The following is a 16,287-nucleotide window of genomic DNA, read 5'->3' on the forward strand; positions in this document are numbered from 1 at the left end:
AGGATTTCCTCTTTCATAGATTTACAGTTTCTAGTATAACACAGAAGCACAAAATAAGGAATCAATCAACAAGAAAGTCCCTCCATAAAAGAAGGGACTTTTTAATACATTAAAAATGATTTTTCCAGGCTTGGAAGCGTGCATCCAGTAGGAGTTGTGTCAGGTTTTTTAAGATTTCGACTTGCTCGGGCTCCAGTGTCTGGGCTTGAGAAACAAGTTGTCGAACATGTTCAATCGCATTTTTTGAGGATAGTTCATTAATAGAGCTAATTCCAGACTCAAGGATGGTTCCAAAGAAGAGATCAAAATAGAGTTCTAATTCCTCATCGGGAACACTTTCCACCCATTCCTTTAAAGCGTCTTTGATTTGTAGACTTTCACTACTGATGGCATCTAGTTGGACAAAGTGGTGTCCTTCAGTTAGCCAGCTGAAAGTATTGTGTTGAGCGATGCCACCGAGAGCCGTAGATTTGACGACTGTAGGAGTATCAGGAACTTCCAGCATCATGCCAATGACAGAACCTTGTGGGACGAAACGGTGAATTTTTGGAATAACATCTTGATAACCAGTGGTTTCAGTCAGATGAGCCTGCAAACCAGGAGCATCGTAGGTATAAACTGCAGATATTTTTTCTTGCAATTCAGGCTGGATTTGACTAGCAGCAAAGACGGCTAGATTCCCACCTTTAGAATGCCCAGCTACCATCACTTTTTGTTTTGGATGTTGAGCAAAGAAATCTTCCAAATACTCAAGAGCATGCTTTTGGGCAGGGATTTCCTTCATATAGGTCATATGGAAATCTTCCTTCCAGCCAATAATACTGTCGTCTGTGCCACGAAAGACAATGAGATAAGTATCTAGGTTCAGACGATAGGTCATAGCAGCGAACTGTTTCTGTTGCTCAGTGTCAATCTCGTTAACAAAGTTAGAGAGTTTGCTATTTCTAAAACGTTTGTGTTGGGCAAGCTGGTCTAAAAGTTGCAGACGTTCTTTATTGGTCAACATGGTACTTTCTCGCGGGACACGTGTTGCGACATCGCTTAAACGATTGACAGGCTGGTCCAATAAGTTATCAAAAGGAAGATAAGTCAGCTCTGTCAAAGCAAGTACATCCAGTTCGTTTAAGGGAAGATCATAAAAAGAATCGTATTGAACATCAGTTAGGTAGTCAAAAATATTGGCCATGGGAATTCCTTTCTTAACTTTTATCATATCAGATTTGCATCAATTTCGCTAGTAGTCAGAAGAATTTTGCTATAATATAGAAAAAGGAGGAGCATATGCATAAGATTTTACTAGTAGAAGATGATCCAGTAATCCGTCAACAAGTTGGGAAAATGCTCTCCGAATGGGGTTTTGAAGTAGTCATGGTAGAAGACTTTATGGAAGTTCTAACGCTATTTGTTCAATCTCAACCTCATCTGGTTCTTATGGATATTGGTCTTCCCTTGTTTAATGGCTATCATTGGTGCCAGGAAATCCGCAAGATTTCTAAAGTTCCCATTATGTTTCTGTCTTCTAGAGACCAAGCTATGGACATTGTGATGGCCATTAATATGGGAGCAGATGATTTTGTGACCAAGCCGTTTGATCAGCAGGTCCTCTTAGCTAAGGTACAGGGTTTGTTACGTCGCTCTTATGAGTTTGGGCGAGATGAGAGTCTCTTGGAGTATGCAGGCGTGATCCTCAATACTAAGTCTATGGATTTGCATGTTGAGGGGCAGGCAATCACGCTGACAAAGAATGAATTTCAAATCCTGCGTGTCTTATTTGAACATGCAGGTAATATCGTGGCGCGTGATGACCTGATGCGAGAACTCTGGAATAGTGACTTTTTCATCGATGATAACACTCTTTCTGTTAATGTTGCGCGTTTGCGTAAGAAACTGGAAGAGCAAGGTTTGGTAGGATTTATTGAGACCAAGAAAGGGATAGGATACGGGTTAAAACATGCTTAATTGGAGACAATTTTTTCTAGCCTATCTTCGCTCACGGATTCGCCTTCTAGTCTTCATTTTTTTGATTAGCTGCCTTGCCCTCGCCTTTCACATTTTATTTACAAATCTAGGTTCTTACTTTCTTTACTTCTTTCTGCTTTGTAGTTTTCTAACCCTTTTATTTTTCATCTGGGATATCCTAGTAGAAGCAGAAGTTTATCGTAAGGAAATGCTTTATTCTGAGAGAGAAGCAAAATCTCCCTTGGAATGTGCACTGGCAGAAAAATTGGAAGAACGTGAGGCTGAGCTTTATCAGAAGAAATCAGATGCTGAAAACCGCTATAATGATTTGGTGGACTACTATACACTCTGGGTTCATCAGATAAAAACCCCAATTGCAGCCAGTAAACTCCTAGTGAGAGAGGTGGCGGATCGCCAACTGAAGCAACAGCTAGAACAGGAGATTTTTAAGATTGATTCCTATACCAACCTCGTACTCCAATACCTACGCTTAGAAAGTTTCCATGATGATTTGGTTTTGAAAAAAGAAAATATAGAAGATCTGGTCAAGGAAGTCATTCGTAAATATGCCATTTTCTTTATTCAGAAAAACCTAAGTATTAATATGCATGACTTGGATAGAAGCATTGTGACGGATAAAAAATGGTTGTTGGTGGTCATTGAACAAATTCTCTCAAATAGTCTTAAATACACCAATTCAGGTGGTATTGAGATTTATATGGAAGACCAGGAACTTTGTATCAAGGATACAGGAATCGGTATTAAAAATAGTGATGTCCTTCGAGTCTTTGAACGCGGATTTTCAGGTTACAATGGTCGTATGACCCAGCAGTCATCTGGACTTGGTCTCTATTTAACCCAGAAAATTAGCCAAGAATTAGGTCATCAAATCCGTATCGAATCTGAACTTGGTCAAGGAACAACCGTGCGAATTAAGTTTGCGGAAGTGAACCTACTTATTGAGTAAAAAGAAATGCTAAGAGCTTGGAAGAAATCTTTCAAGCTCTTCTTTAGATTTCTATGTAGTGAGAAAATAGGATAGAACAAATAAAAAAGTAACTGGAATGTTTTCCGTTCACTATCTTTCAAATTGATTGAGTTCTTCAGAGAAAGACTGTAAAATTTTTGATATAATGTCAAGGATGGACTGATGGATATTTAAAGGATTATTTTCAAAAGAATGACAGGTGAGAATTAAAAATATGTAAGATTGGACAGAAATCTCTCTACCATCGTCTCTGCAGAAACAAGATTATATGAAATAAAAGGGGTAACCAATGACCGGAAACTATTCAACACGTGAATACCGTGAAAAATTATATGATGATCTTCATGTTCGATTAAGAGATACTGCAATTTTAATGTGTGCGATTTTTATTGCCTCTATAGGTCTAAATATGAATTCAACAGCTGTCATTATTGGAGCCATGCTGATTTCCCCTCTTATGACACCGATTGTTGGACTGGGATTCGGTTTAGCTATTTTTGATACGCGTTTAATCAAGCAATCTCTAGAGGTTTTATTTACTCAAGTATTGGTCAGTTTGCTTGTCTCGACTCTGTATTTCTGGATTTCTCCCTTATCTTATGCAAGTAGCGAGTTGATTGCACGAACCTCTCCAACCATTTGGGATGTTCTCATTGCTATTGCTGGTGGGATAGCAGGTGTAATTGGTTCAAGGAAAAAAGAAGCAAACAATATCGTGCCTGGCGTAGCCATTGCAACAGCTCTGATGCCACCTATCTGTACTGCAGGCTATGGTTTAGCTAATGGAAATGTGCGATTTTTATTCGGGGCTCTCTATCTTTTCTTGATTAACTGTGTCTTTATCATGCTAACCAATATTGTTGGAACAAGAATTTTAATGAGAAAATCTCCTTTAAGTTCATTTAAAGAGCTAAACATTAAAATGAGAATTGGGCTGATATCCTTGATTGTATTATTGGTTCTTCCAGCCAGCTATTCAGCAGTCACTCTGACGATGGATCAAGCACGAAAAGAAGGGATTAAACAGTTTGTAGGCAAAGAGTTCTCTAATCATACGATCATTAATCAAGTCTACAAGTCAAGTAGCAATGAATTAGTCTTGACAGTTGTTGGAGATCCGATTTCAGAAGAAGAATTAGAAACAATTCGCCAAAAGCAAGCCTCTTACGGTATTCAATCTGTTCAATTGAAAGTCAATCAAGTCCATAATTCGACAAAATTAGATAGTGAGATGACCAAGGAATTTTATGAAACCATTAACAAGTATATCGATCAAAAACTCTCTGAAAAAGATTCACAAAAAGAACTCGTAAAAGAGAATGAAGCAGACAAGGATTGAGGATATTGAACTTATCTAACTCATGGAAGTAAATCTTATAACTAAAAGTTAGTGGATAGAAAGGATCGTTGACGAGGATACTATTTGTGGTAGTTTTACCAATCACTACTAGCTCAGCTTAATCAAAATATAAAAAAGCAACAACTGAAATAGTTGTTGCTTTTTTAGGTAGCTGGAATTTTTATCCCAGGTTTTATCGTTTATTTTTCAACACGTGATTTGTTGGCAATATCTGCAAGAATCAATTCTACAAATGCATCTACCGACATAGTTTCAGTTTCTTTTTGACCATAACGGCGAACATTGACAGTTCCGTCTTCCATTTCCTTGTCACCAACTATTAATTGGTAAGGAATTTTTTGAGTTTGAGAAGCGCGAATCTTGAATTGCATTTTTTCATTACGTTCATCCACATCAGCACGGACACCACGGTCACGGAGCTTCTTAGCTACTTCCCAAGCGTAGTCCACATGTTTCTCGTTAGAAACTGGGATAAGAGTCACTTGGTGAGGTGCCAACCATGTAGGGAAAGCGCCCTTGTAGTTCTCAATCAAAATCGCTGTGAAGCGTTCCATGGTTGAGATAACCCCACGGTGAATCATAACTGGACGATGTTCTTCACCATCAGCTCCGATGTATTTGAGGTCGAAGCGTTCTGGAAGCAAGAAGTCAAGCTGGATGGTAGAAAGGGTTTCTTCTTTACCAAGAGCTGTCTTCACTTGGATATCCAATTTTGGTCCGTAGAAGGCTGCTTCCCCTTCAGCTTCAAAGTAGTCAAGTCCCATGTCATCCATAGCTGATTTCAACATACGTTGAGCATTTTCCCACATCTCATCATTATCAAAGTACTTGTGAGTATCTTGAGGGTCACGATATGATAAACGGAAACGATAGTCAGTCAAGTTGAAATCTTCGTAAACGTCGATGATTAATTGAAGGGTACGTTGGAACTCATCTTTGATTTGTTCAGGTGTTACGAAAGTGTGACCGTCATTAAGTGACATTTCTCTTACACGTTGAAGCCCTGTAAGAGCACCAGATTTTTCATAACGGTGCATCATACCGATTTCAGCAATACGGATTGGCAATTCACGATAAGAGTGAACGTGGTGCTTAAAGACTTCGATATGGTGAGGACAGTTCATTGGACGAAGAACGAATTCTTCACCATCACCCATATCCATAGTTGGGAACATATCTTCACGGTAGTGATCCCAGTGACCAGAAGTCTTGTAAAGTTCTACTGAGGCAATTGGTGGAGTGTAGACGTGTTGGTAACCAGCAGCGATTTCTTTGTCGACGATGTAGCGTTCCAATTCACGACGGATAGTCGCACCATTTGGCAACCAGAATGGAAGCCCTTGTCCAACTTCTTGAGAAATCATAAAGAGATCCAATTCTTTCCCAAGTTTACGATGGTCACGTTCTTTGGCTTCTTCACGCATTTGAAGGTAGTTCTTCAAGTCTTTCTTGTCAAACCAGGCAGTACCGTAGATTCGTTGCATCATGGCATTGTCGCTATTTCCACGCCAGTAAGCACCAGCTACATTGAGAAGGTGGAAGATTTGGATGCGACCTGTTGATGGAACGTGTGGGCCACGGCAAAGGTCTACATATTCACCTTGACGGTAGATAGTCAAACCACCTTCATCTTCAGAGTGTTCTTCAATCAATTCCAACTTGTATGGATCGTTTTTGAAAATTTCACGCGCTTCATCCTTAGTCACTTCCTCACGGATTGATGGGAAGTTTTCTTTAACGATTTTCTTCATTTCTTCTTCGATACGAGGAAGGTCTTCGTTAGAGATTTGACCAGCTTGGTTGTCTGTATCGTAGTAGAAACCATCTTCGATAGCTGGACCAACACCCAAGTGGATATCTGGGAAGAGGCGACGAGCTGCTTGAGCAAACAAGTGAGCTGCTGAGTGACGCAAGATTGGAAGAGCATCCTCGTGATCAGGTGTCACGATTTCGATGCTTCCGTCTTCAGTGATAGCACGAGTAGTGTCAATGAGTTTGCCATTGAATTTACCAGCAAGAGCTTTTTTGGCTAGGGAATTGCTGATAGATTGGGCAATTTCAAAAGTTGTAACGCCAGATTCGAATTCACGAACAGCGCCATCTGGGAAAGTAATCTTAATCATGTTTTTCTCCTTATATTTATTAGTTATCAATTATTTCTATAGCAGAAGTGTTTCCCTATTTTGCAGTCTTAAATCAAGAAAAACAAAAAGCGACCTCCTCGAAAGGACGTCGCAACGTGGTTCCACCTTCATTTATGTTCCTCAAAAAAGAGGGACACCTCTGATTGGCTCTAACGTGGCCACCGTTTTATGTTTGCATAAAAGTTAGTAGAGTAGTATCAGTTTAGACTTCCTATGCGTTCTCAGCAACCACGCACTCTCTAAAAGAAAGATTCTAAGTGACTTGTCTCTATGCATTATTATAGCATGATTGCGAGATTTTTCAAGGATTTTGTGAAAGTTTTTTGTTTTTCAGTTTTTGAACCAGATACTTGATAGTGGCACCAATAACTGTACCTAGTAGAATAAGAATTTCATAGGCTAGGAAATAAACAATGATAAATTCTCTGAATGGAATAATAGTAAAGCCATAGAGCAAGCAACTACCTAGAAGCCAATAGAGTGAAAAACCAAAACGGTAGCTATAAAGAAGTGAAACTATAAAAATTACAATGGGTGAAAGGATGAATATATTGAGAAGATAGAGACCTGTTAAATCAGGATTTGATAATAGTAGTATAAATAATCCATAAAGTGGACAATAAAAGAAAAATACGACCAGATAGTAGGGGAGATATTTAAAGAATTTACGCATGGTAATCACCTCGTTTTAAAACTATCAGCTTAGATATCCTTCCTATAACTATTATAGCACTTTTGCGGTAAGAATAGTAAATCAGTTGACAAAGAAGTTAGTTATTGGTAGAATAAGAACTGTCGTAAAGACAAATAACTTCTTCTTGGTTACAGGCATGCCAACCTGTCACTCGGATGAAGCCAAATAAAAAGGAGAAACATCATGGCAATCTCAAAAGAGAAAAAAAATGAAATTATTGCACAATATGCACGTCACGAAGGTGATACAGGTTCAGTAGAGGTTCAAGTTGCTGTTCTTACTTGGGAAATCAACCACCTTAACGAACACATCAAACAACACAAAAAAGACCACGCTACATACCGTGGATTGATGAAAAAAATCGGTCGCCGTCGTAACTTGCTTGCATACTTGCGTAAAAACGACGTTAACCGTTACCGTGAGTTAATCAACTCTCTAGGACTTCGTCGCTAATCTGCTTTATTTTCCACTTATATTGCGTTGTCACCTTACCTCTATATACTCAAGTATAATCTTCGGTTACGGTTCCTAGCACTGTAAGGTAAAATAAACCAGATCATCTCCCTTCGGGGAGATTTTTTTGTTTCATTAAAAATTTTGTACAATCTTCGACTTGCCGCCTAGTCTATAAACGTTTTATCCAGTAAGAATCATGATGCTAAGGGCGATAAAAATTAGTATGAAAATAGGGAAAGGACACAGTGTTCGATGAACACAAGGAGTTTCATCTTTTTCACTAGGATTTTAGCCCAAGCTCAAATCGGCCCTCTGAATTCGGGGGCTTTTTATTTTTTGCCAAGTGCTTAGGCCGTGTTCAATCGAGCATATCTTGAAATAAGGCTACTCGATTGGGTAGTCTTTTTGTTTTTTATGGATTTTAGCCCAAGCTCTCTGATTTCAGAGTGCTTTTTTCTATATTTTTCTAGTCTTGTTCCTTATTTGGAAATGTGGTATACTAATTATGAAAATTGTCTAAATTTTTAATATTTGATTAAGGGAGGGTTTCATGCTTTCCAAATTTTCTGGAAGCCATCAAAACCTGCGATATTTTTTTCTCCTTGCTATTTTGCTCGGAGCACTGGGAGTCTCTCTGTTTTTAGCTGTTTCGATGGGGTCAGTTCAAATTAGTTTGAGTGATACCTATCGGATAATTTTGAGTAAGATGGGAGCTCCGTTGGATATAGGAGACATTTCGAAGTCGACACTTGCTATTGTTTGGAATATGAGATTGCCACGGGTCTTTCTAGGTTTGATAGTTGGTGCGGGTCTTTCTATGTGTGGTAGTGTCATGCAGTCAACAGTCAATAATCCCATTGCTGAACCTTATGTGTTAGGGATTTCAGCTGGGGCAACCTTTGGAGCAACGCTGAGCATTATTCTTGGTTTTAAGGTCATGATTGGTGTTGGTTCTTTCCTTGGAGCGCTTTTGGCAACAGTTGCAGTCCTTCTGATTGCTTCCATGCAAGGCAGGATGACAACTTCTAGCTTAATCTTATCGGGTACGGTAGTGAATGCCCTATTTTTGGCTTTTTCAAACTTTATTATCTCTATTGGGGCCAATGCTGATAGCGTTATGACCATCAAGTTTTGGACCATGGGTTCTTTAGCGGGAACCTCTTGGGGACACTTAACCTTACCAACTATAATCGTGGGAATCGCCTTTTTATTTTTCTCTTCCCAATATCGTGTTTTCAATGCCATGATGATGGGAGATGAGGCGGCTTTGACTTTAGGGATTCCCCTACGTTTTTACTGGTATCTCTATGTAACTATTGTTGCGGTGATGACTGCAGTTTTAGTATCAACCTGTGGGATTATCGGCTTTGTCGGTTTGATTACACCACATTTGGCGAGAAGTTTGGTAGGTACAAACTACAGAAGACTTTTTCCGATTGCTACCTTACTCGGTGCCCTTTTCGTTGTTTGGGCGGATGTCCTTGCTCGTGTATTAATCCAAAATGCTGAACTACCGATTGGAATTTTCACGGCCCTAGTAGGTGCACCTTTCTTTATCTACATGGTTGCAAGTAGACGAAGGGAGGTGAGAGTCTGATATGGACTTAATGTGTCAGGATATTCACTTTGGAATCGGAGAAAAAAAGATTCTCAAAGGAGTCTCACTTAAACTTGAGGGAAACCAATTTCATACTATTTTGGGACCAAATGGAAGTGGAAAGACCAGCTTGCTGAAACTCCTCTATCGACAGGAAAAGCCTGATCAGGGCCTGATTTCCCTAAATGGGAAACCGATAGAACAAATGAGCGTTAAGGAAACGGCAAAACAGATGGCAGTCATTACGCAGTTCAATCAACTCCAGTTTGATTGTACGGTTGAGGAAATTGTTATGCTGGGTAGAACGCCCCATCTCTCTTTTTTACAAAAGGAAAAAGAAAAAGACTTTGCTTTGGTTGAGGATGCTCTGGTCAAAGTAGACATGTTCGAAAAGAGAAACCGACTCTACTCATCTCTGTCGGGAGGAGAGAAGCAGCGGGTTCTGTTAGCACGCGCCTTGGCCCAAGAGCCGACCCTCTTGCTCTTAGATGAACCGACCAATCATTTGGATATCAAGTACCAGCTAGACTTGTTAACCATTGTCAAACACCTCCATATCAATGTGTTAGCCGTCTTGCATGATATTCAGCTAGCTTGTCGCTATTCAGACTATCTCTATCTAATGAAAGAAGGGGAGATTGTTTACCAGGGTACTCCAAAAGAGACCATCACACCCGAGTCTTTGCAGGCTGTCTATGGTGTCCAAAGTAAGGTTACTTGGACAGAAGATCAGCAAGCCATGATTCACTATTTATAAAATTTAAAGGAAATTAACATGAAAAAATCACTCAGTATTTTGCTCCTAACAGTAGCTACCTTATCTTTGGCAGCTTGTGGTAACGCATCTAAAGAAACAGCAACTGCACCAGCTACAACAGAAGCTAGTCAAAAAACTACTACAGAAACAAGCTATCCTGTAACCATCAAAACATACGATGCCAAAGGAAACGAAGTCGAGCAAGTCTTTGAAAAGGCTCCTGAAAAGGTCATCACCAACAACCTTTCAACAACTGAAATTCTACTTGAACTTGGTTTGAAAGATAAAATTGCCGGCATGCTCAATCCTGATAATACCGTAACTGGTAAATACAAGGATGCCATTGAAGCTATCCCTCATATTGGGGATAAGAAATCAGTCTCACAAGAAACGGTTCTTTCTTATGAACCAGATGCCTTGATGGGACGCAATATGATGTTCTCTGAAAAGTCAATGGGAACGATTAGCGCTTGGAATGAAAATAAAATCCCAGTTTATACGCAGAAAGCTTCACTATCAACTATCCAACAAGATTTGGGAAATATCGTAGAAGATGTGAAGAATCTTGGTACCATTTTCAATGTCCAAGACAAGGCCAACCAATACGCAGAGCAATTGCAAGCTAAAATCGATGCGGTTAAAAAAGCCAACCCAGAAACACAGGGTGAAAAGAAAAAAGCTTTAATTATGGTTGCCTACAATGACGAAACCTTTGGTGCCTACAAGTCAGCCCTTCAAGAAAGCTTGCTTAACCAACTTGGTTATACCAATGTTGCAACAGGAACATCTGGTTTGACCCTGGAAAATCTAGTATCAATGGATCCAGAGTTGATTATCTATGTAACTAGCGATCGTAATCAAAAGTTGGATGAAAAAGCAGTGGATTTGATGAAGGCAAACACTGTTTTGGAAAATGTACCAGCAATCAAGAATCAAAAAATCATGACCATCTCTTATGATGAATTGATGGACTACGGTCCTGCAGTGATTGATTCACTTGAAAAAATCAATGACTTTATCAAGAAATAAGGAGTTTAACTGGGAAGGAATTCAGGTTAGGGTCAGCCTTCCTTCAAACTATGACTCTAAACAAGCCTACCCAATTGTACTTCTAAACGATGGGGAACTGGACTATTTGTCAGACCTATCTCAATCTGTGATTTTGGTGGGTTTGATTCCAGAAAGCCGTCTGAATGACTTTACACCTTGGAAAGTTAGTGCTTTAAAAGAAGGGGCTCCGGATTTTGGTGGGAAGGTAGAAGCCTATCATGAGAAGCTCTTTCAAGGAATTCTAACAACTCTAAAAAAAGACTACTTGATTGATGAAAATAGGATTGCATATGGTGGTTATTCACTGGGTGGTCTTGCTGCTATCTATAGTCTTTACAGTAATCATCTCCCCTTGGCCTGTATCTTCTCTATCTGTGGTTCCTTCTGGTATCCAGACTTTACAGACTTTTGTAGGGAACATGACCTGATACAGAGTCAAAGTCTTATTTATCTGCAAAATGGTCAAATAGAAGGTGCCAATCATTCTAATCGTCTGTCTAAGGCTCCGATGTTTGCAAGGGAACTACATAACCTGATTTCAGAAGCAGTTCCCTCAACTTATTCCACTTTTGATGCTTATGGGCATCATGAAGCTCTTAACGAACGCTATCATCAGTTTTGTGATTGGTTAAGAGAGCAGTGGGATCTCAAGTAATCTTCTAACACTCCTTGTTCATCGTAACTAGGAGTGTTTCACTTGTATGCATGTCCTTAGAATTTTCAAGCGATTACCCTTGACGGAAAACCCTCCCTGTAATAAACTAAATTATGGTATAATGAGAAGATAGATAGAATCGAGGAAATTATGTCATTTACACAATTTAAATTTAAGAAGTATATAGAAAAAGCTTTGGAAGAGTTGAAGTTTACGACGCCTACCGAAGTGCAAGAAAAGTTGATTCCTATTGTCTTGGCAGGTCGTGACTTGGTCGGTGAATCAAAAACAGGTTCAGGGAAGACTCATACTTTCTTGTTACCGATTTTCCAACAGTTGGATGAAGAGAGCGATAGTGTGCAAGCAGTTATCACAGCACCAAGTCGTGAATTAGCGACTCAGATTTATCAAGCGGCTCGTCAGATCGCATCACATTCAGATGTTGAGATTCGTGTTGCCAACTATGTTGGTGGTACAGATAAGGCTCGCCAAATTGACAAACTGGCAAGCAATCAGCCACATATTGTCATCGGAACTCCAGGTCGTATCTATGATTTGGTAAAATCAGGTGATTTGGCTATTCACAAGGCTAAGATTTTTGTTGTCGATGAAGCTGACATGACCTTGGATATGGGATTCTTGGAGACAGTCGATAAGATTGCAGGAAGCCTTCCAAAAGACTTGCAGTTTATGGTCTTTTCAGCAACCATCCCACAAAAACTGCAACCATTCTTGAAAAAATACTTGTCAAATCCTGTTATGGAGAAAATCAAAACCAAAACAGTTATCTCAGACACTATTGATAACTGGTTGATTTCGACCAAGGGACGTGACAAGAATGCCCAGATTTATGAATTGACTCAATTGATGCAACCTTATCTTGCTATGATTTTTGTCAATACAAAAACACGTGCAGATGAATTGCATGCTTACTTAACTGCACAAGGCTTAAAAGTGGCTAAGATTCATGGAGATATTGCGCCTCGTGAACGTAAACGGATCATGAATCAGGTGAAGAATCTTGATTTTGAGTACATCGTTGCGACTGACTTAGCTGCGCGTGGGATTGACATCGAAGGTGTAAGCCATGTTATCAATGATGCTATTCCACAAGACTTGTCATTCTTTGTTCATCGTGTTGGACGAACTGGACGTAATGGTTTGCCAGGTACAGCCATTACCCTCTACCAACCGAGTGATGACTCAGATATTCGTGAGTTGGAGAAATTGGGGATCAAGTTTACTCCGAAAGTCGTTAAAGATGGAGAATTCCAAGATACCTATGATCGCGATCGTCGTGCCAATCGTGAGAAGAAACAGGAAAAACTGGACATCGAAATGATTGGTTTGGTTAAAAAGAAAAAGAAAAAAGTCAAACCAGGCTATAAGAAGAAAATCCAGTGGGCTGTCGATGAAAAACGCCGTAAAACCAAGCGTGCTGAAAGTCGTGCCCGTGGACGTGCAGAGCGCAAAGCTAAACGTCAAACTTTTTAAAAATGAAACAGTAGAACCAGAAGGTTTTACTGTTTTTTTAGAATAATTTAGAAGTATTATATCAGCAGATGTGGAGGCTATGATGAATTCTTCAGTCTACTGAATGAAGTTATCCTAAAATGAAATAAACACACTGGGACGAGTATCTCAGTGTGTTTTTGTGGTAAAATATAATAGATTAATAAATGAAAAGTACATATTTTTAGAAATATCAATCAATAAGAAGAAAGGTTGCTTTATGGCGATAGATATTAGTGAAGAACAGTTGGCTATGGAGTCTGCTGACTTATTAAAAATTCTTTTAAAAGATCGAACGACAAAGAAAAATATTGTTTTATAAAGATGTTTTAAAACTATGGTGATTAAAAATGAGAAAAATAATTTTTATTGGACAAAGTGGGTGATGCTATCTCAGGTTTCGGAAAAACATTGGGGAGCGTGTTTGGTTGATGAATAATTTAATGTCATGATAAATTATCATCTTGTTTATTAAAAATGGAGGAAGCTTCCTGTTATTGAAAGGAAAATCTTAAATGGCTAAATATATTAACTTGGGCTGGCTAGCTGAGCGCGCTATTTATATAGACGGCAAGGATTACCAGTTTTATACATCTGATATTAAGAAAAATTCCAACGGTATACTTCTATTTGCTCCTGTAACAGGAACAGTATTGGGAGGGATAATTTCTGCTATTAGTTTATTACTAGGAGAAACAAGTGCTGGTTTTCGTTGGATTATCTTATTCATCTGCTGTATGACAGCCTTTATCGCTTCTATCATGGGTGTGAGATTACTATGGCGTAAGGGGAACTTATCTCCTTATCAACCGACTGCCTATCAAGTTAGAGAGTTATTGGAAAAAGGCAAACCTCAAAGAATAGGACAGCCAATCATTATAGGGATTATGACTAGCACAATTATATTCCTTTCTTTTGATTACCTTATTTCTGGAAATATTAGGCCTCTTATTATTTCTATGTTTTCACTCAGCGTAACACTTCTTGTCGTTTGGGATAATTCTCCTTTAAAACGCCGAAAAATTATCAAACAATTAGAAGAGGAGTATGCCTAATGTGTCTAAATTTACCATACTATCTAAGGTTTAGGGAAAATATTAAGGCGTGTTGTTAGATGATTTTAAAAAAGAAAGATATACTTGTACAATTAGGACAGTATCAGAAAGGCCAAATACTCTTTTATAATAAAAAGACAAAATCCTTGTTAGCCATGGATGAAAAGGCCTCTTATCGTTCGATGAGCCAATTAACTCTTGCCAATAGTTACGTGGTTGGATATGCTATTTTAGCATTTATCAGTGGACTTTTCACCCTACAAAATGTTTTTTTTAAATTGCTTCTATTGTTACTCTGTCAATGCGTCATGAGCTATTACGCTTACAAACTGCAAAACTTACAAATGAAAGAAGCTACTTTTTACGCTGTTGATATTACTAAATTTGACACTCATGCTTTTACAAAGTGGTTTGCAAAAGCAAGGCAGTTGATATTCTGGTTGCTCCTAGGCGGAGGACTGTGTTATATCTTGTCTGCAATTGCTTTTTATCTCTGGGGAGATGTTAGAATACTAGCGATTTTTGCCTGCGCTTCCTTTGTTGAGACTATTATCATTTATAATGGTATGGCAGGGAATGTTTTTCTGAAGGTTAATGATTTTTACACGAAAAAGAGAAACAACTAATAGAAAAATAAAATTTAATATAAAAAATCCCATCAGAAATATTTCTGGTGGGGTTTTTGGTGGGGAACCAATCAATTTTGAATGATTTTTAACCTTTTATAATAACAGAAATGCTGTTAAATCAAGGATTCTTAGCCTAAGCTACTCTTATATATTATTCCCACTCACTAAAAGTCAGATATTGACTATTTAGGATAGTTGATTTAATAGTGATTGATAATACAATCAATTAGTACTATTTGATATTATTTGAGTCTTTTGTTGTTAAATTGTTGTTATTTTTTTGCCAAGGCCATTTGAATTTTTTATTAGACTTTTTGAATTTGTAAAATTCGTTAATATCATCAGCAAATTCTTTTGCTTCAGCTAGTATAGTATCTAAAATTAACTCTTCGTCTTTATCAAGTTTATTCTTCTCCATAAGTATTACTTTAAGTTTTGCTGGTTCTAAAGATTCATCTAATAGTTCAAATGCTAATGTCATTTTTAAATCATAAAGTTTTTGTATATCGGACTCTTTTAGGACACTTAAATCATACTTATATTTTTTATTTAAAATTTTATCTCCAAAATTGACTTGTCTTCCCAATAGTTCGTCAGTGGTTGTATCTAGTATGTTGGCTAATTTTATAATGTTATCTAAAGTAGGTTCTGCTTTACCGCTCTCCCAATTACTATAAGATTTCTGACTTATATTTAATTTAGATGCTAATTCAGTTTGAGTTAGTTTTTTTTGTTTACGCAACTCTTTTAATACAATATTGTTTAATGCCATATAATTTACCTCAAAAAAATTAAGTTCACGGTTGACAAATATACCCAGCAGGTATATAATTAAACCATACCTAGTAGGTATATTCAAATTATATCAAACTATACAATGTTTGACAAGGAGAGAGGTGCATGACCAATGATTGTATAAAAAAGTCTTTGAAGAAAAAATCCTCAAAGACACAATAAAATAAATCTATTTAAATTATAACATAATTCAAGAAAAAGAGGTATAAGTAATGGCTAAACCAAATTGGAATAGAAGATTAGGAGAGGTTCTCCAACAAGATACAAGAAAAGTCGCCCTTATGGGGAATAAAGGTAAAGAATATCAAACAGAGGTAGTTCCTGTCTTAGAAGTTGTTTCTACTGGAAGTGTCGAAGAGGTATTCAAAGATGGTGTTAGTGATGGGTTTAAGTATGCAATAGTAGATACTGTACATCAGTTGGAATATGAAATTAAAGCACCTGTAAAATTAGAAGTGGTCTTTGGTACGGTACTTGAATTTTACAATGTAACTGGTGGACAACTTAATAACAGTTCTTTAGGTTGGTATAAGGCAGAAAATGTAAAAATTTTAAAATGACCTAGAAATATAAGTAGCTGATGACTTGCACACACTAGCTAAAAATGTAGGTGCAAAGCAGGGGGTGAAGCCGTTG

At 38.1% G+C, this 16,287-nt stretch carries 16 protein-coding genes and 1 pseudogene; 12 read left to right on the top strand and 5 right to left on the bottom strand.

Translation table 11 applies throughout. The features are described from left to right. Nucleotides 1–109: 109 nt before the first annotated feature. Complete coding sequence (locus HW271_RS02495) at nucleotides 110–1,186, bottom strand: DUF2974 domain-containing protein (protein ID WP_178894730.1); 1,077 nt, start codon at nucleotides 1,184–1,186, stop codon at nucleotides 110–112. 95 nt (nucleotides 1,187–1,281) lie between these two features. Here HW271_RS02495 and HW271_RS02500 point away from each other — a divergent pair, with 95 nt between their 5' ends. The 3 genes from HW271_RS02500 to HW271_RS02510 all read left to right on the top strand — a co-directional run bounded on the left by HW271_RS02500 (nucleotide 1,282) and on the right by HW271_RS02510 (nucleotide 4,286). After that, the gene (locus HW271_RS02500) at nucleotides 1,282–1,959 is read left to right on the top strand and encodes a response regulator transcription factor (protein ID WP_178894731.1); all 678 of its coding nucleotides are present in this window, start codon (nucleotides 1,282–1,284) and stop codon (nucleotides 1,957–1,959) included. After that, entirely contained in the window at nucleotides 1,952–2,926 is a 975-nt protein-coding gene (locus HW271_RS02505) for a sensor histidine kinase (protein WP_178894732.1), read from the top strand. The genes HW271_RS02500 and HW271_RS02505 overlap by 8 nt, the downstream gene beginning before the upstream one ends. 310 nt (nucleotides 2,927–3,236) lie before the next feature. Continuing rightward, complete coding sequence (locus tag HW271_RS02510) at nucleotides 3,237–4,286, top strand: DUF389 domain-containing protein (RefSeq protein ID WP_178894733.1); 1,050 nt, start codon at nucleotides 3,237–3,239, stop codon at nucleotides 4,284–4,286. 200 nt (nucleotides 4,287–4,486) lie between these two features. On the opposite strand, the gene thrS is transcribed toward HW271_RS02510, so the two are convergent. The 3 genes and pseudogenes from thrS to HW271_RS02520 form a co-directional block, all read right to left on the bottom strand. Next, on the bottom strand, nucleotides 4,487–6,430 hold the full coding sequence (thrS, locus tag HW271_RS02515) for a threonine--tRNA ligase (RefSeq protein ID WP_178894734.1): 1,944 nt from the start codon (nucleotides 6,428–6,430) through the stop codon (nucleotides 4,487–4,489). A 73-nt stretch (nucleotides 6,431–6,503) separates the two neighbouring features. After that, nucleotides 6,504–6,631 (bottom strand): annotated as a pseudogene (locus tag HW271_RS08855) (AAA family ATPase); the annotation flags it as partial. A gap of 121 nt (nucleotides 6,632–6,752) precedes the next feature. Next, nucleotides 6,753–7,124 carry a hypothetical protein gene (locus HW271_RS02520; RefSeq protein WP_178894735.1) on the bottom strand — a complete coding sequence of 124 codons (372 nt, stop codon included), beginning with the start codon at nucleotides 7,122–7,124 and terminating at the stop codon, nucleotides 6,753–6,755. Nucleotides 7,125–7,328: 204 nt separating this feature from the next. Between HW271_RS02520 and rpsO the strand changes: the two genes are divergently transcribed. From rpsO to HW271_RS02560, 8 genes are all read left to right on the top strand, one after another. Then, on the top strand, nucleotides 7,329–7,598 hold the full coding sequence (gene rpsO, locus HW271_RS02525) for a 30S ribosomal protein S15 (RefSeq protein WP_001018251.1): 270 nt from the start codon (nucleotides 7,329–7,331) through the stop codon (nucleotides 7,596–7,598). A gap of 553 nt (nucleotides 7,599–8,151) precedes the next feature. Further along, nucleotides 8,152–9,198: an iron ABC transporter permease gene (locus HW271_RS02530; protein WP_178894736.1), complete on the top strand. Its 1,047-nt coding sequence runs from the start codon at nucleotides 8,152–8,154 to the stop codon at nucleotides 9,196–9,198. Nucleotide 9,199: 1 nt separating this feature from the next. Beyond that, nucleotides 9,200–9,955, top strand: a complete 756-nt coding sequence (locus HW271_RS02535; RefSeq protein WP_178894737.1) for an ABC transporter ATP-binding protein — start codon at nucleotides 9,200–9,202, stop codon at nucleotides 9,953–9,955. An 18-nt stretch (nucleotides 9,956–9,973) separates the two neighbouring features. Continuing rightward, nucleotides 9,974–10,984: an ABC transporter substrate-binding protein gene (locus HW271_RS02540; RefSeq protein ID WP_178894738.1), complete on the top strand. Its 1,011-nt coding sequence runs from the start codon at nucleotides 9,974–9,976 to the stop codon at nucleotides 10,982–10,984. Then, nucleotides 10,965–11,660, top strand: a complete 696-nt coding sequence (locus HW271_RS02545; RefSeq protein WP_178894739.1) for an alpha/beta hydrolase-fold protein — start codon at nucleotides 10,965–10,967, stop codon at nucleotides 11,658–11,660. The genes HW271_RS02540 and HW271_RS02545 overlap by 20 nt, the downstream gene beginning before the upstream one ends. A 150-nt stretch (nucleotides 11,661–11,810) precedes the next feature. Further along, nucleotides 11,811–13,154, top strand: coding sequence for a DEAD/DEAH box helicase (locus HW271_RS02550; RefSeq protein WP_178894740.1), 1,344 nt, complete (start codon nucleotides 11,811–11,813; stop codon nucleotides 13,152–13,154). Nucleotides 13,155–13,687: 533 nt separating this feature from the next. Next, nucleotides 13,688–14,227 carry a hypothetical protein gene (locus HW271_RS02555; RefSeq protein WP_016465564.1) on the top strand — a complete coding sequence of 180 codons (540 nt, stop codon included), beginning with the start codon at nucleotides 13,688–13,690 and terminating at the stop codon, nucleotides 14,225–14,227. Nucleotides 14,228–14,286: 59 nt separating this feature from the next. After that, complete coding sequence (locus tag HW271_RS02560; RefSeq protein ID WP_016465565.1) at nucleotides 14,287–14,853, top strand: hypothetical protein; 567 nt, start codon at nucleotides 14,287–14,289, stop codon at nucleotides 14,851–14,853. A gap of 235 nt (nucleotides 14,854–15,088) precedes the next feature. On the opposite strand, the gene HW271_RS02565 is transcribed toward HW271_RS02560, so the two are convergent. Further along, nucleotides 15,089–15,628, bottom strand: a complete 540-nt coding sequence (locus tag HW271_RS02565) for a helix-turn-helix domain-containing protein (RefSeq protein ID WP_178894741.1) — start codon at nucleotides 15,626–15,628, stop codon at nucleotides 15,089–15,091. Between the two features lie 235 nt (nucleotides 15,629–15,863). Between HW271_RS02565 and HW271_RS02570 the strand changes: the two genes are divergently transcribed. After that, a complete protein-coding gene (locus HW271_RS02570; protein ID WP_178894742.1) occupies nucleotides 15,864–16,211 on the top strand; it encodes a hypothetical protein in 348 nt (115 codons plus the stop codon). The last annotated feature ends 76 nt before the right edge of the window (nucleotides 16,212–16,287 follow it).

Origin of the sequence: Streptococcus sp. oral taxon 061 (assembly GCF_013394695.1) — a bacterium.
GTDB lineage: Bacteria > Bacillota > Bacilli > Lactobacillales > Streptococcaceae > Streptococcus.

Bases quoted from the DNA above. Each gene is read 5' to 3' on its own strand.
- HW271_RS02495 (WP_178894730.1), bottom strand. From the start codon at position 1,186: ATGGCCAATATTTTTGACTACCTAACTGATGTTCAATACGATTCTTTT.
- HW271_RS02500 (WP_178894731.1), top strand. From the start codon at position 1,282: ATGCATAAGATTTTACTAGTAGAAGATGATCCAGTAATCCGTCAACAA.
- HW271_RS02505 (WP_178894732.1), top strand. From the start codon at position 1,952: ATGCTTAATTGGAGACAATTTTTTCTAGCCTATCTTCGCTCACGGATT.
- HW271_RS02510 (WP_178894733.1), top strand. From the start codon at position 3,237: ATGACCGGAAACTATTCAACACGTGAATACCGTGAAAAATTATATGAT.
- thrS (WP_178894734.1), bottom strand. From the start codon at position 6,430: ATGATTAAGATTACTTTCCCAGATGGCGCTGTTCGTGAATTCGAATCT.
- HW271_RS02520 (WP_178894735.1), bottom strand. From the start codon at position 7,124: ATGCGTAAATTCTTTAAATATCTCCCCTACTATCTGGTCGTATTTTTC.
- rpsO (WP_001018251.1), top strand. From the start codon at position 7,329: ATGGCAATCTCAAAAGAGAAAAAAAATGAAATTATTGCACAATATGCA.
- HW271_RS02530 (WP_178894736.1), top strand. From the start codon at position 8,152: ATGCTTTCCAAATTTTCTGGAAGCCATCAAAACCTGCGATATTTTTTT.
- HW271_RS02535 (WP_178894737.1), top strand. From the start codon at position 9,200: ATGGACTTAATGTGTCAGGATATTCACTTTGGAATCGGAGAAAAAAAG.
- HW271_RS02540 (WP_178894738.1), top strand. From the start codon at position 9,974: ATGAAAAAATCACTCAGTATTTTGCTCCTAACAGTAGCTACCTTATCT.
- HW271_RS02545 (WP_178894739.1), top strand. From the start codon at position 10,965: ATGACTTTATCAAGAAATAAGGAGTTTAACTGGGAAGGAATTCAGGTT.
- HW271_RS02550 (WP_178894740.1), top strand. From the start codon at position 11,811: ATGTCATTTACACAATTTAAATTTAAGAAGTATATAGAAAAAGCTTTG.
- HW271_RS02555 (WP_016465564.1), top strand. From the start codon at position 13,688: ATGGCTAAATATATTAACTTGGGCTGGCTAGCTGAGCGCGCTATTTAT.
- HW271_RS02560 (WP_016465565.1), top strand. From the start codon at position 14,287: ATGATTTTAAAAAAGAAAGATATACTTGTACAATTAGGACAGTATCAG.
- HW271_RS02565 (WP_178894741.1), bottom strand. From the start codon at position 15,628: ATGGCATTAAACAATATTGTATTAAAAGAGTTGCGTAAACAAAAAAAA.
- HW271_RS02570 (WP_178894742.1), top strand. From the start codon at position 15,864: ATGGCTAAACCAAATTGGAATAGAAGATTAGGAGAGGTTCTCCAACAA.